The organism is Streptomyces longispororuber, from assembly GCF_014656095.1.
Classification (GTDB): domain Bacteria; phylum Actinomycetota; class Actinomycetes; order Streptomycetales; family Streptomycetaceae; genus Streptomyces; species Streptomyces longispororuber.
In genome coordinates, this window is record NZ_BNBT01000060.1 from 29,680 (window position 1) to 44,612 (window position 14,933).

A 14,933-nucleotide genomic window follows, 5' to 3' on the forward strand; every position below is an offset into this window, starting at 1 on the left:
TCGACGATGACATCCACGACCCTCGGCGCGCCCGCGTCCACGCCGGCCGCCGCCCCCGTCACGGAGCGCGGGCCCGCCGCCGCCCGCGCCCGCCGCAAGCGCGTCCTGCACTGGATCGCGGTGCACAGCGTCGCGATCGCCGTGGCCCTGCTGTTCGTCCTGCCGTTCGTGTTCGTCTTCCTGACGTCCGTGATGAGCGACGAGCAGGCCATGAGCGGTGACCTGTGGCCCAGCTCCTGGCACTGGGAGAACTACAGGACCGTCTTCGAGACCGACGGGTTCCTCACCTGGTGGCGCAACTCGCTGCTGTACGCGGGGCTCGGCACCCTGTTCACCGTGTGCTCGGCGATCCCCGTGGCGTACGCGCTCGCCAAGTTCCGCTTCCGCGGCCGGCGCACCGCGATGCTCCTCGTCATCTCCACGATGATGCTGCCGCCGCAGGTCATCGTGATCCCGATGTACCTGGTGTGGGCGCAGCAGTTCCACCTGTCGGGCACGCTGTGGCCGCTGATCATCCCGATGGCCTTCGGCGACGCGTACTCGATCTTCCTCCTTCGGCAGTTCCTCCTCACCATCCCCCAGGAGTACCTGGAGTCCGCCCGCGTCGACGGCTGCGGCGAGCTGCGCACGCTGCTGAAGATCGTCGTACCGATGGCCAAGCCCGGCATCGCGGCGATCGCGCTGTTCCAGTTCTTCTACTGCTGGAACGACTACTTCGGCCCGCAGATCTACGCCGCGCAGGACCCGGGCTCCTGGACCCTCTCCTACGGCCTGGAGTCCTTCAAGAGCGCCCACATGGTGAACTGGAACATGACCATGGCGGCGACGCTCCTGGTCATGGCTCCGGTCATCGTCATCTTCTTCTTCGCACAGAAGGCCTTCGTCGAAGGCGTCACCCTCACCGGAGTAAAGGGCTGATCCAGCAATGAAGCTCGCAGTGGTCGGCGGAGGCTCGACCTACACACCCGAACTCATCGACGGCTTCGCCCGGTTGAGGGACACGCTGCCCATCGAGGAGCTGGTCCTCGTCGACCCGGCGGCCCAGCGCCTGGAGCTCGTCGGCGGCCTCGCCCGCCGCATCTTCGCCAAGCAGGGCCACCCCGGCCGCATCGTCACCACCTCCGACGTGGACGCGGGCGTCGCCGACGCCGACGCGGTGCTGCTCCAGCTCCGCGTCGGCGGGCAGGCGGCCCGGCAGCAGGACGAGACGTGGCCGCTGGAGTGCGGCTGCGTCGGCCAGGAGACGACGGGGGCGGGCGGCCTGGCGAAGGCCCTCCGCACGGTCCCCGTCGTCCTGGACATCGCCGAACGCGTCCGCCGCGCCAACCCGGACGCCTGGATCATCGACTTCACCAACCCCGTCGGCATCGTCACCCGCGCCCTGCTCCAGGCCGGGCACAAGGCCGTCGGCCTGTGCAACGTCGCCATCGGCTTCCAGCGGAAGTTCGCCGCGCACCTGGGCGTCGACCCGGCCCGGGTGCACCTGGACCACGTGGGCCTCAACCACCTCACGTGGGAGCTGGGCGTCCGCCTCGGCGGCCCCGACGGCGAGGACGTCCTGCCGAAGCTGCTCGCCGACCACGGCGACGCCGTCGCCGACGACCTGCGCATGCCGCGCTCCCTCGTGGACCGCCTCGGCGTCGTCCCCTCCTACTACCTGCGCTACTACTACCAGCACGACGAGGTCGTCCGGGAGCTGGCCACGAAGCCGTCCCGCGCCGCCGAGGTCGCCGCCATGGAGGAGAAGTTGCTGGAGATGTACGGCGACCCGTCCCTGGACGAGAAGCCCGAGCTGCTGGCCAAGCGGGGCGGGGCCTTCTACAGCGAGGCCGCCGTGGACCTCGCCGCGTCGCTGCTCGGCGGTGGCGGCAGCCCGTACCAGGTGGTCAACACGTACAACGACGGCACGCTGCCGTTCCTCCCCGACGACGCGGTGATCGAGGTCCAGGCCGCGGTGGGCAGGGACGGCGCCGCCCCCCTGTCCGTGCCCGCCCTCGACCCGCTGTTCGCCGGGCTGATCGCCGACGTCACCGCGTACGAGGACCTGGCGCTGGCCGCCGCGCTGCACGGGGGGCGCGAGCGCGTCTTCCGGGCGCTGCTCGCGCACCCGCTGATCGGCCAGTACGCCTACGCCGACCAGCTCACGGACAAGCTGCTCGCCCACAACCGGGAGCACCTCGCGTGGGCCTGAGGACCGCACGGGGCACCGTGCTCGCCATCGACGCGGGCAACAGCAAGACCGACGTCGCGGTGGTCGCGGCCGACGGCACGGTCGTCGGCGCGGCCCGCGGCGGCGGGTTCCAGCCGCCGCTGGTCGGCGTGGAGCCGGCGGTGGACGTGCTGGCGGAGGCGGTCGACCGGGCGCTTGCCGAGGCCGGGACGCCGTCCGTCGACCACGTCTCCGCCTGCCTGGCCAACGCCGACCTGCCCGTCGAGGAGGAGCAGTTGGCCGCCGCCCTGCGCCGCCGGGGCTGGGGTGCGGGCGTGGCCGTGCGCAACGACACCTTCGCGGTGCTGCGGGCCGGCCTCCTGGAGGACGCGGAGCCGCGCGGTGTCGCCGTGGTGTGCGGCGCCGGCGTCAACTGCGCGGGCATGCTGCCCGACGGCCGCACCGCCCGCTTCCCCGCCATCGGCAAGATCTCCGGCGACTGGGGCGGGGGCGCCGGGCTCGCCCTGGAGGCGCTGTGGCACGCCGCCCGCGCCGAGGACGGCCGCGGCGGGCCCACCGCCCTGATGCGGAGCCTGCCCGCGCACTTCGGGCTCGACTCCATGTACGCGCTCATCGAGGCGCTGCACCTGGGGCGCATCGAGGCGGCGCGCCGGCACGAGCTGACGCCGGTCCTCTTCGCCACCGCGGACGGGGGCGACGCGATCGCCCGCGAGCTGGTGGACCGCATGGCGGAGGAGGTCGTCACCATGGCCGTGGTGGCGCTGGAGCGGCTCGGCCTCCTGGAGGAGGCGGCACCCGTGCTGCTGGGGGGCGGCGTCCTGGCCGCGCGGCACCCGCGGCTCGACACCGGTGTCCGCGTACGCCTCGCGGAGCGGGCGCCCAAGGCGGTGCCCCGCGTGGTGACCGAGCGGCCGGTCCTGGGCGCGGCCCTCCTGGGCCTCGACCACCTCGGGGCTCCGCCTCACGTCCACGCCCGGCTCCGCGCACACTACGCCTCGGGCTGAGCCGCCGCCGGGGCCCTTCTTTCCCACCCACCCACCCGCCCGGCCCCGGCGCCCCACCCCGGCCCCGACCTAGCGGCTCGCACCGCCGTCGTCAGCCCCGCGCCGAGGCACGGCAGTTCCAGCCCGTCCGGCGTTTGAGGACGAGGCGCGGAGCGCCGATACCCAGCGGCCCAGCCAGTATCGCCAGCCTTGCGCCGGGGCACGGCAGTTCCAGCCCGTCCGGCGTTTGAGGACGAGGCGCGGAGCGCCGTAAAAGGGGGTCCAGGGGGCGGAGCCCCCTGGTTTCGGGAAAGGGGCGGGCATGGGGGCACCCGCAGGGAACCGAACACTTCTCCGGTGCGTGTTCCCCTATGCCCGGCCCGTCCACCATCCGCGCAAGATCAGGGCAAGCCCCGTGCGCAACCCCGCCCCGACGGCGATACTTGCGGCCGAGCACCGCTTCCCCGCCCCGGGCCGAGGGCCGGGAGACGGCGCCACGTCCGCTGACCGAGGGGGAGGTCGAGGCCGAGGTGACACACCCGCCCGCAGCACCAGAGGCACCACCCAAGGCGCCCGCCCGGCAGAGCGCCTGGTCCGAAGGCGTCGACCGGCTGCGCAGGGCGGCCACCACCGAGCCCGGCAGGCTCCGCGTCATCGGCGCGGTCCTGGCCGCCCTGATCCTCGCGTTCGGCGCGGTCACCACCTGGGAGACGACGTCCCGCGCCGACGCCGCGGACCGCGTCCTGCACCGCAGCCAGCCCCTGAGCGCGGACGCCGCCGCGATCTACCGCTCGCTCGCGGACGCCAACACCGCGGCGTCCACCGGATTCCTGGGCGGCGGCCAGGAGCCCCCGAAGGTCCGCGACCGCTACCGCGAGGACATCGAGCGGGCCAGCGAGAAGCTGGCCACGGCCGCCTCCAACGCGGGCTCGGGCGGCAGCGGCTCCTCGGCCGCCGCGATCAGCGAGCTCAACAAGCTGCTGCCCCAGTACACGTCCCTGATCGAGCGGGCCCGCGCCAACAACCGCCAGGGCCTGCCGCTTGGCGGCGCCTACCTGCGGTACGCGAACGACACCATGCAGACCCGCATGCTCCCGGCCGCGGAGAAGCTCTACCAGGCCGAGAACGAGCGCCTGGACGACGACTACGACGACGCCGAGCCCTACCCGTGGGCCGCGATCGGCCTCGGCGTGCTCACCCTGGCCGCCCTCGGCTGGGCCCAGCGCCGCAACTACCGCCGTACCAACCGGGTGTTCAACCCCGGCCTGGTAGCCGCCACCACGGCCACCGCCGTCGCCCTGCTGTGGCTGCTCGTGGGCCACACCGTCGCCCGCGCCGGGCTCGGCCAGTCGTACGACGACGGCGTACGCTCCCTGCACGTCCTCAACGACGCCCGCGTCAACTCCCTGAAGGCCCGGGGCAACGAGAACCTGACCCTGGTCAGCAGGGGCGCCGAGACGGTCGCCACGGCCGGCGGGGCCAAGGACAAGTTCGACATGGCCTACCAGGACCAGATGCGGAAGCTGGCCGGGGACTCCGGGCTGCTGTCCCGGGCCTCGCGCCTCGCCGACGACGACAAGGGCCTGGCTCCGGTGCGGACCGCCGCGAGCAGCGTGAGCGAGTGGAAGGCGCGGCACAAGTCGGCCCGGGCGAGCGACGACGCCGGGGACTACGAGGGCGCGCTCAACAAGGTCATCGGCTCCCCCACAGCCACGAACAAGGAGTCGACCGGCGAGTCCTTCGACACCGTGGACGCGGCCCTCGACGCCGCCCTCGCGCACGAGCAGCGGGAGTTCCAGCGGGCCGCCGAGGACGGCAAGGGCGCGATGGCGGGCCTGCCCGTGGGCGCCGCGATCCTGGCGGTGCTCGGCGCGGTCGCCGCCGTCCTCGGCATCGGCCGCAGGCTGTCGGAGTACCGGTGACCGGGGCACGGGCAACCTGGGCGGCACCCGCCGCACCCGCGGCGCGCGCCACACCCGCCGCACGGGTGACGCGGACGACACGGATGTCGCGGGTGATACGGGCGACATGGGTGACGTGGATGTCGCAGGTGACACGGGTGACATGGGTGCCGCGGGTGACGCGGTCGACTCGGACGACGCTCATGACGTACATGAGGCACGTGCAGTGCATGACACACATGACGCACGTGCAGTGCATGACGCACACGACGCAGGTGACACGGTGAAGGGAGGCATGGGGACGATGCGTGCACGACGCGAGGCACGGGCACGGGTACGGGCACGGGAGCACGGCGCCGGGGCGCCCCCGCGCGGGGGCGTGGCGCGGCTGCGCGGCTGGGGAGGCGTGGCCACCATGGCGCTCGCCTGTCTGCTCGCCGCCGCGCTCGTGCTGGTCCTGCCCCGGCTGAGCGACACCGGCGGCACGGCGGCCGCGGGCGGCGCGCAGGACGTGCGGCGGATGGCGCAGGCCGCGCCCACGCGCGCCGAGGAGTGCAGGACGCCCGAGGCGAGCCTGCGGCCCTCGCCCAAGGACGGCCCCGTCCTCGCGGCCATCAAGAAGCGCAAGGTCGCGAAGCTCGTCGTCGGCGTGGACCAGAACAGCTACCGCTGGGGCTACCGCGACCCCAACAAGGAGCGTGGCCGGCTGGAGGGCTTCGACATCGACCTCGCGCGGGAGATCGCCGAACGCCTGCTCGGCGACCGGGAGGCCGTGGTGTTCCGGGCGATCCCCACCAGCCAGCGCATCCGGGCCATCCAGAACGGCCAGGTCGACATGGTCGTCCGCACGATGACGATCAACTGCGAGCGCATCAAGGACGTCGCCTTCTCCACCGCCTACTTCGAGACCGGTCAGCAGATCCTCGCGCCCAAGTCCTCGGCCATCACGGGTTACGACGCGTCCCTCCGCGGCAAGCGGGTGTGCACGGCCGAGGGCTCCATCGCGTGGCAGGCCCTCAAGGAGAAGAGCTTCGGTGCCGACACCAAGACCACGGTGCCGAACCAACTCGACTGTCTGGTCCGGCTCCAGCTCGGCGAGGTGGACGCGGTCCTCACCGACAGCGCGCTCGCCGCGGGCCAGGCCGCGCAGGACCCGACGGTCGAACTCAAGGGCAAGCCGTTCACGAGGGAGTACTACGGCGTGGCGATGCAGAAGGGCGCCGACGACCTCGTGCGGCGCGTGAACGACGTCCTGGAGGACTACCGCGAGGACGGCTGGAAGCAGTCCTACGACCGGTGGCTCGCCGCCGGCCTGCGCGAAGACGCCCGCCCGCCGAAGCCGCTGTACAAGGACTGATCCGCCCCCGGAGGAAGGCGGCGCCCCGGGGCATCCCGGCCCCCCTGGGGTGGGTAACGGACCTGATACCACTGAAGAGTTACGGAAGACGCCGGAGACGCCCGGACCCCGGGGCGGACCGGGCACGCGCGGCAGCGCAGAGCGGAGAGGTGATCGATGAGCGTCGCGGGACCCCCCGGGCCTGTGCTGGACCGGGACGAGGTGGACCGTGCCCTTGCCCGCCTCGACGCCGAACACGAGGCGATCGAGACGTCGCTCCTCGCCCTCCAGGACCACGCCGGCCGCCGTCTGCTGGAAGGTGCCCGGCTCACCGGCACCACCCAGGAGCGCTGGCAGGCCACCGAGCGCCGGATCACGCTCCTGTGGACGTACTTCGACGCGTACGCGGGCGCCCTGCGCGCCGCCCGCGAGGTGCGCGAGCGCCGGCGCTGGCCCAACCGCGACGACCTGGCCGAGCTGACGCTGCTGCTGCGCGGGCAGAGCGTCACCGTCGCGGGCAGCTCCACGTCCGGCGCCGACCCGTCGGCCACGGGCCCCGCCAAGCTCACCGAGCGCTTCACCCTCGAGGAACTCGTCGCGCGCATGAACGACCTGTACGCGCGCTCCCTGGACACGGTCGTCGCCGCCGACGCGGTGTGGTCGGCGCTGCCCGCGCGCATCGACCTGCTCGCCGCCGAGCTCCAGCGCACCCGGCAGCTCGCGCACTCCGTGGGCGTGCGCCCCGGCGAGCACCCCTCCGGCGACGACCTGGAGCACATCACCGCGGAGCTGGCCCTGCTGCGCGAGCAGGTGATCTCCGACCCGCTGGCGTTCTGGCAGCCCGCGCCGGGCAGTTCGGCCCCCGGCGGCGGCCGCCCCCACACCGACCGCTACGACCACGCCGCCCGCGCCCTGGAGGACGTACGCCGTGAGATCGACGCCGTCCTGACCGTCAGGCAGGACGCCGAGGCCCGCCTCGGCAAGCTGCGTGACCTGCTGTCGCGGGCGGACCGCACCCTCGCCGAGGCCCGCTCCGCGCGCGGCGAGGTGCTGGCGAAGATCGCCGCCTCCGAGGTGCCCGCGGTCTCCGGGCCGCCGACGGCGCTCCAGGAACAGCTCGCCCAGGCCGCGGAGTACCGCCGCAACGCCCAGTGGCACCGCCTGTCGCCGCTCCTGGAGTCCCTTGAGCGCAAGGCCGAGGACGAACTGGAGCGCGCCCGCGCGTCGCTGACCGCCGTGACCGCGCCGCTCGCGGTCCGCGCGGAGCTGCGCGGGCGCCTGGACGCGTACAAGGCGAAGGTCGCCCGGCACGGTCTCGCCGAGGACCCGCTGCTCATCGAGCGGTACGACGCGGCCCGCCGGATGCTGTGGAGCGCGCCCTGCGACCTGCGCGTCGCCGAGCAGGCGGTGCTCCGCTTCCAGCAGGCGGCGGCCGAGGCACTGGCGCCGAGGGTCCCGCGGCCGGGCGGGCCCGTCGACCGGAGGGAGGACGCATGAGCGAGCGGAACGGCGGGTCCGCCGGCGGGCGGGCGCCCTGCCAGCGGCCCGGCTGCGCGGGCGCGTACGAGGACGTGGGCGGCGGCGAGCTGTACTGCGACACCTGCGGTCTCGCCCCGGTCCTGCCGCAGCACGGCGTGCCGGTCCCGGCCGGGGCCGGGCTCCCCGGCGCGGACGCGGACGCCGCCGGGGGCGCGGGCGCCCCCGGCGGTTCGAGCCGGTCGTCCGCCGCGTCCCGCTCCACGCGCGGCAGCGCGCGCTCCTCGCGCTCCCAGTCCTCGCGCCGCTCGGTCTCCGGCCGCCTCTCCCGCTCCCTGTCGGGCCGGGCGTCGTCGCGGTCGGTGTCGGTGCGCAGCTCGGGCTCGTCCACCGGTGCCTCGGCCCGCTCCCGGCTCGGCATGGGCCTCGTCACGGTGCCGGCGGTGCCGCGCCCGGACCCGCGCGGCGCGGTGCAGCACGACCCCGAGGTGCCCGAGCGGAAGCGGTTCTGCTCGCGCTCCGACTGCGGCGCCCCGGTGGGCCGGCCGCGCGGCGACCGGCCCGGGCGCACGGAGGGGTTCTGCACCAAGTGCGGCCACCCCTACTCCTTCGTGCCGAAGCTGAACCCGGGCGACATCGTGCACGGCCAGTACGAGGTCGTGGGCTGCCTCGCGCACGGCGGCCTCGGCTGGGTGTACCTCGCCGTGGACCGCGCGGTCTCCGACCGGTGGGTGGTCCTCAAGGGGCTGCTCGACACCGGCGACCAGGACGCCATGGCCGCCGCGATCGCCGAGCGCCGCTTCCTCGCCGAGATCGAACACGCGAACATCGTGCGCATCTACAACTTCGTCGAGCACCTGGACCAGCGCACCGGCTCCATGGACGGCTACATCGTCATGGAGTACGTGGGCGGCAAGTCCCTCAAGGAGATCGCCAACAGCCGCCGCACCGAGTCCGGCAAGCGCGACCCGCTGCCGGTGGAGCAGGCCTGCGCCTACGGCATCGAGGCCCTGGAGGCGCTGGGCCACCTGCACAGCAGGAACCTGCTCTACTGCGACTTCAAGGTCGACAACGCCATCCAGACCGAGGACCAGCTCAAGCTCATCGACATGGGCGCGGTGCGCCGCATGGACGACGAAGAGTCCGCGATCTACGGCACGGTGGGCTACCAGGCCCCGGAGGTCGCCGAGGTCGGCCCGTCCGTCGCCTCCGACCTGTACACGGTGGCGCGTACGCTCGCGGTCCTCACGTTCGACTTCCAGGGCTACACCAACGTCTTCGTGGACTCCCTGCCCGACCCCGAGCACATCGAGGTCTTCCAGCGGTACGAGTCCTTCTACCGGCTGCTCGTCCGGGCCACCGACCCCGACCCGGCCCGCCGCTTCGGCTCCGCGCAGGAGATGTCCGAACAGCTCACGGGGGTCCTGCGCGAGGTCGTCGCCCTGCAGAGCGGCCGCCCGCGCCCGGCCCTTTCGACCCTGTTCGGCCCGGAGCTGAAGGTGACGGACACCGAGCTGTTCGAGGAGCTGGAGGGCGAGGTCTCCCTCCTCGGCGCGCCCGCCGCGGCCACCGTCCCGGCCCCGCGCACCGCCGCCGGGGGCACCGCTCCCGCCGCGGGCACCGTCCCCGCCCAGGCCCAGGCCCCGGCTTCGGCTTCGGCTTCGGCTTCGGCTTCGGCTTCGGCCACGGTGCCGGTCCCGGTGCCGGTCCCGGTCCGCCCCCTGGACGCCCCGGCGGCGGCCCTGGCCCTGCCCGTGCCGCGCGTGGACCCCGGCGACCCGAACGCGGGCTTCCTGGCCGGTCTCGTCGACACCGCGGGCGGCGGCGAGCTGATCACCGCCCTCCAGGCGGCCCCGGCCCGCTCCCCCGAACTGCGCCTGCGCGAACTGCGCGCCCGCCTCACCCTCCACGAGTACGTCGCGGCCGCGCACGCCCTGGACGAGCTGGAGAAGGACCACCCCGACGACTGGCGGGTCGTCTGGTACCGCGGCGTCGCCGCGCTCGCCACCGGCGACCACGAGCACGCCGCGCTGTCCTTCGACGCGATCTACGACGCGTTCCCCGGCGAGCCCGCGCCGAAGCTGGCGCTCGGCCTGTGCGCCGAGATACTCGGCCAGCTCGACAACGCCGCCGAGTACTACCGCCTGGTGTGGACGACCGACCCGAGCTACGTCAGCGCCGCCTTCGGCCTGGCCCGGGTGCAGCTCGCCACCGGCGACCGGCCGGGCGCGGTCCGCACCCTGGAGTCCGTACCGGAGTCGTCGATCCACTACACGGCGGCCCGGGTCGCGGCGGTACGGGCGCGGCTGCGCCGGCGTATGAGCTTCGACACGACGGGCGACCCGGGCGCGGCGTTCCTCGACGACCTGCGGGCCGCCGCCCGGCAGGTCGAGGCGCTCGCCGGGTTCGGCCTCGACGCGGTGCGGCGCGAACGCCTGTCCACCGAGGTCCTCGGCACGGCGCTCGACTGGGTACTCTCCGGTAGGCACTCTGGTCGCGCCCCCGCCCCGCCGACGCCCCCGGGCGACGGGCACACGCGGACCGTACTGCTCGGCAGCGATCTGGACGAACGCGGCCTCCGGTTCGGTCTGGAGCGCGCGTACCGGACGCTCGCCCGGCTCGCCCAGGGTGGCGAGGAAAGGATCGAACTGGTGGAGCGGGCCAACCGCTTCCGCCCCCGGACGTGGGTGTGAGGATGTCGGAGATGCACCAACCGGCGGCCCTGTCGACGTGCCCGAGCTGCGAGTGGCCCCTGGAATCGGGCGATTTGTACTGCGGCGCGTGCGGCTACGACCTCTCGGCGGCCCCCGAGCCACCGCGGGACCACCCCACCCTGGCCGTCAACGGCCGCCCCGGCGACGCCGCCGCGCCCCCCGCGGCCCCGGCCGACTGGCCCACCGCGCCCGGGGCCGCCGCGGAGCCGGACAACGGCCTCGGCACGGTCGAGACGCAGGACGCGGGCGACGTACGCGTACGGGACAGCGCCGACGAGCGGAACGGGCAGCACGTGCACCACCAGAATCAGAGTCACAGTCAGAATCAGCGGCCGGGTCAGGGCCAGGGGCAGGACGGGCGGCTCGGGCACGCCGGGCCGAGCAGTCCGAGCGTGCCGAGCAGTCCGAGCGGGCAGACCGGGCCGACCGGGCCGACCGGACAAGGCCTCGACGGCCGACAGGGGTTGGACGGCGTACGGGGCGTGGGTGACGGCCGGGACGTACCGGGCGTACGGGATGGTCTGGACTCACGGGACGGGCGGGACGGCCGGGGTGGCCGGGACGGTTGGGACGGTCCCGCCGGGGCCGGGCCCGACGACTACCCCCTGCCCGCCCCCGACCCCCGCGCCACCGCCCCCGCGGCGGCCCCCGCGCCCGCCAAGGTCTGCGTCGCCTGCCGCGCGGGCAGCGTCGCCGCGGACGGCTACTGCGAGAACTGCGGGCACGCCCAGCCGCGCGAGCGCGACCACATGGAGCAGGAGCTCGACGCCGTCGCCGCCGTCAGCGACCGCGGGCTGCGCCACCACCGCAACGAGGACGCCTTCGCCATCTCCTCGGCCGCCCTCGCCGACGGCACCCCCGCCGCCGTCGCGATCGTCTGCGACGGCGTCTCCTCCGCCACCCGCCCCGACGAGGCGTCCCTGGCCGCCTCCCGCGCCGCCAGCGCCTCCCTGGAGGCGGCCCTGGTCCGCGGCACCCACCCGCAGCAGGCCATGCACGACGCGATCCTCGCCGCCGGGGAGGCCGTCAACGCCCTCGCCGACGAGCCCGTCCCGGCCCGCGAGCACCACCCGCACCAGAACGCGCCCGCCTGCACCCTCGTCGGCGCCGTCGTCACCGGCGGCCTGCTCGTCGTCGGCTGGGTCGGCGACAGCCGCGTCTACTGGGTGCCCGTGGACCGCACCGGACCCGCCGTCCGCCTCACCGAGGACGACTCCTGGGCCGCCCAGATGGTCGCCGCGGGCCTGATGAGCGAGGCCGAGGCCTACGCCGACGAGCGCGCCCACGCCATCACCGGCTGGCTCGGCGCCGACGCCTACGAACTGGAGCCGCACACCGCTTCCTTCAAACCGGACCGGGCGGGTGTAGTGGTGGTGTGCACCGACGGCCTGTGGAACTACGCGGAGGCGGCCGAGGAGATGGCCGCGGCCGTGCCCGCCGACGCCGCCGAGCGGCCGCTGCACAGCGCCCAGGTCCTGGTCGGCCACGCGCTCGACGGGGGCGGGCACGACAACGTAACAGTGGCGGTCCTGCCGTTCCCCGCCGCGCCGCGAGGGGCAGGATCGGCCTAGCGGTCCGGGCGCGACGCCACGCCCGCGCCGGGGTTCGCGGACGACAGCGGCCCGCGACCGGCCGCCGTACGCCCGCACGTCACCCGTGCGCCCACACCGTGGGGGCAGCCGTGGGAACAGTCTGAGGGGGGAACAGCGTCCATGGCCATTTTCTCGAAGTCGCCCGTCCCGCAGTTCACGGTCGACGTCTACCAGAACGCGTACCTGCCGGAGGGCGGCCGCGAGGTCAACGCGATCGCCACCGTCACCTCCACCGGCGGCGGCACCATCGGCTCCGCCGTCAGCGCGCCCCACCTGTACGCGGCGGGCGCGGGCCCGAGCGCCGCCGTGGCCGTCATGGTCGACTGCTCGGGCTCCATGGACTACCCGCCGACCAAGATGCGCGGCGCCCGCGACGCCACCGCCGCCGCCGTCGACGCGCTGCGCGACGGCGTGCACTTCGCCGTCATCGGCGGCACCCACGTCGCCACGGAGGTCTACCCCGGCGACGGCCGCCTCGCCGTCGCGAGCCCGCAGACCCGCGCCCAGGCCAAGGAGGCCCTGCGCAAGCTCAGCGCGGGCGGCGGCACCGCCATCGGCACCTGGCTGCGCCTGGCCGACCGGCTCCTCGCCACCGCCGACGTATCGATCCGCCACGGCATCCTGCTCACCGACGGCCGCAACGAACACGAGTCACCCGACGCGCTGCGCGCCAGCCTCGACGCCTGCGCGGGCCGCTTCACCTGCGACGCCCGCGGCGTCGGCACCGACTGGGAAGTGAAAGAGGTCACAGGCATCGCCTCGGCGCTCCTCGGCACCGCCGACATCGTCGCCGACCCCGCCGGGCTCGCCGCCGACTTCACGCGGATGATGGAGGCCGCCATGGGCAAGGAGGTCGCCGACGTCAGTCTGCGGCTGTGGACCCCCATGGGCGTGGAGATCGTCTTCGTCAAGCAAGTGGCCCCGACCGTCGAGGACTTGACCGCCCGGCGCACCGAGGCCGGGCCCCGCGCGGGCGACTACCCCACCGGCTCCTGGGGCGACGAGTCCCGCGACTACCACATCTGCGTGCGCGTCCCCGGCGCCGAGATCGGCCAGGAGATGCTCGCCGCCCGCGTCTCCCTCGTCGTACCGGCGGCCGACGGCACCGCGCAGACGCTCTCCCAGGGCCTGGTCCGGGCCGTGTGGACGGACGACATGGCCGCCTCCACCTCCATCAACCCGCAGGTCGCCCACTACACCGGCCAGGCCGAGCTGGCCCAGGTGATCCAGCAGGGCCTCGACGCCCGCAAGCTGGGCGACCTCGACGGGGCAACGGCCAAACTGGGGCGCGCCGTTCAGCTCGCCGGCGCCTCCGGCAACGAGGACACCGCGCGGCTGCTTTCGAAGGTGGTGGACGTCGTCGACGCCACGACGGGTACTGTTCGATTGAAGGCGCGCGTCGCCGAGGCCGACGAGATGACACTCGAGACGCGCTCGACGAAAACCGTTCGTGTGAAGAAGTAGAACGACCGCTCGCCTCACGCTGTAGTGGAGTAGCACGAGCAAGCGACGTGTCCCTCGTCATACGACGGTACGGGGCGTCGTGATACGACGGCGCAGTACGTCTGCCGCAGCGGCAGGTACGCCCGTACCGGACAAGCACCGCACACGGCCCTCGGGCCGAAGAAGGAGAGGGGGAAGCGCCGACATGCCGACCTGCCCGAACGGACACCAGTCGGGTTCCGACGACTGGTGCGAGGTCTGCGGTCACCGCATGGCTGGTGCCGTACCACCGCCGCCTCCCCCGCCGCCCCCGGCCGCCGGGTACGGCTATCCGCCGCCTGCGGCCGGACAGCCCGGCCCGCCGCCCGGCCGCCCGCACCCCTCGGCGGCTCCGGACGCCGAGCCCGAGCTGTGCCCCCAGTGCCGCACCCCCCGCGAGGCGAACGCGCCGTTCTGCGAGGAGTGCCGCTGGAACTTCCTGACGAACACGGCGACGTCCTACACCCCCGCCGCGCCGAACCCCCCGCTGCCCACATCCCCCGGCATGCCCGCCGGCGGCCGGGGCCCGGGCGGCCCCGGCGGGCGTCCCGGCTTCGACGGGCCCGGGGGCCGCTCCGGTTTCGACGGACCTGGGGGCCGCCCTGCTTTCGACGGGCCGGGGGGCCCGGGCGGGCCTGCGGGGCCTGGTGGGCCCTCGGGTCCCGGTGGTCATCCCGGTGGCCCGGGTGGGCCTGGCGGTCCCGGGGGTCCGGGCGGGCCTGGCGGTCCCGGCGGGCCCGGTGGTCACGGTCCGTTCGGTGGTCCGGGTGGGCCCGGTGGGCCTGACGGTCCCGGTGGGCCCGGTGGGCCTGACGGTCCCGGTGGGCCCGGCGGGCCTGGTGGTCCTGGTGCGCACGGTGGGCCCGGCGGGCCTGGTCCGTTCGGCCGCCCTGAGGGGCCGGGTGGTCCCGGGGGCTCTGGTGGGCCTGGTGGGCACGGTCCGTTCGGTGGGCCCGACGGTCCCGGTGGTCCCGGTGGCCCTGGCGCGCCCGGTCGTCCTGGTGGGCCTGGCGGTCCCGGTGCGCCTGGCGGTCCCGGTCCGTTCGGCGGTCCGGACGGGCCCGGTGGTCCTGGGGGCCCCGGCGGTCCTGGCGCGCACGGTGGGCAGGGTGGTCCCGGCGGGCCCGGTCCGTTCGGGCGTCCTGAGGGGCCCGGGGGGCCCGGGGGCCCTGGCGGTCCTGGGGGTCCGGGTCCGTTCGGCCGTCCCGACGGGCCCGGCGGCCCGGGTGGCCCCGGCGGTCCTGGCGCGCACGGTGGGCCCGGCGGGCCCGGTCCGTTC

At 74.7% G+C, this 14,933-nt stretch carries 9 protein-coding genes and 1 pseudogene; all 10 read left to right on the forward strand.

The window, feature by feature from the left end; all coding sequences use genetic code 11:
* Positions 1–6 precede the first annotated feature (6 nt).
* Positions 7–918 carry a carbohydrate ABC transporter permease gene (locus tag IE330_RS19715; RefSeq protein ID WP_190137377.1) on the forward strand — a complete coding sequence of 304 codons (912 nt, stop codon included), beginning with the start codon at positions 7–9 and terminating at the stop codon, positions 916–918.
* 7 nt (positions 919–925) lie between these two features.
* Complete coding sequence (locus tag IE330_RS19720; RefSeq protein ID WP_190137378.1) at positions 926–2,191, forward strand: 6-phospho-beta-glucosidase; 1,266 nt, start codon at positions 926–928, stop codon at positions 2,189–2,191.
* Complete coding sequence (locus tag IE330_RS19725; protein ID WP_229925780.1) at positions 2,182–3,174, forward strand: N-acetylglucosamine kinase; 993 nt, start codon at positions 2,182–2,184, stop codon at positions 3,172–3,174. The genes IE330_RS19720 and IE330_RS19725 overlap by 10 nt, the downstream gene beginning before the upstream one ends.
* A gap of 509 nt (positions 3,175–3,683) precedes the next feature.
* A complete protein-coding gene (locus IE330_RS19730; RefSeq protein WP_190137379.1) occupies positions 3,684–5,075 on the forward strand; it encodes a GlnX family signal transduction membrane protein in 1,392 nt (463 codons plus the stop codon).
* Between the two features lie 283 nt (positions 5,076–5,358).
* Entirely contained in the window at positions 5,359–6,411 is a 1,053-nt protein-coding gene (locus IE330_RS19735) for a glutamate ABC transporter substrate-binding protein (RefSeq protein ID WP_190137380.1), read from the forward strand.
* 156 nt (positions 6,412–6,567) lie between these two features.
* Positions 6,568–7,887, forward strand: a complete 1,320-nt coding sequence (locus IE330_RS19740; protein ID WP_190137381.1) for a coiled-coil domain-containing protein — start codon at positions 6,568–6,570, stop codon at positions 7,885–7,887.
* On the forward strand, positions 7,884–10,559 hold the full coding sequence (locus IE330_RS19745; protein ID WP_190137382.1) for a serine/threonine-protein kinase: 2,676 nt from the start codon (positions 7,884–7,886) through the stop codon (positions 10,557–10,559). The genes IE330_RS19740 and IE330_RS19745 overlap by 4 nt, the downstream gene beginning before the upstream one ends.
* A gap of 2 nt (positions 10,560–10,561) precedes the next feature.
* Entirely contained in the window at positions 10,562–12,151 is a 1,590-nt protein-coding gene (locus IE330_RS19750; protein WP_190137383.1) for a protein phosphatase 2C domain-containing protein, read from the forward strand.
* Between the two features lie 141 nt (positions 12,152–12,292).
* Positions 12,293–13,636: a vWA domain-containing protein gene (locus IE330_RS19755; RefSeq protein ID WP_190137384.1), complete on the forward strand. Its 1,344-nt coding sequence runs from the start codon at positions 12,293–12,295 to the stop codon at positions 13,634–13,636.
* 184 nt (positions 13,637–13,820) lie between these two features.
* Positions 13,821–14,933 (forward strand): annotated as a pseudogene (locus tag IE330_RS40150) (FHA domain-containing protein); the annotation flags it as partial.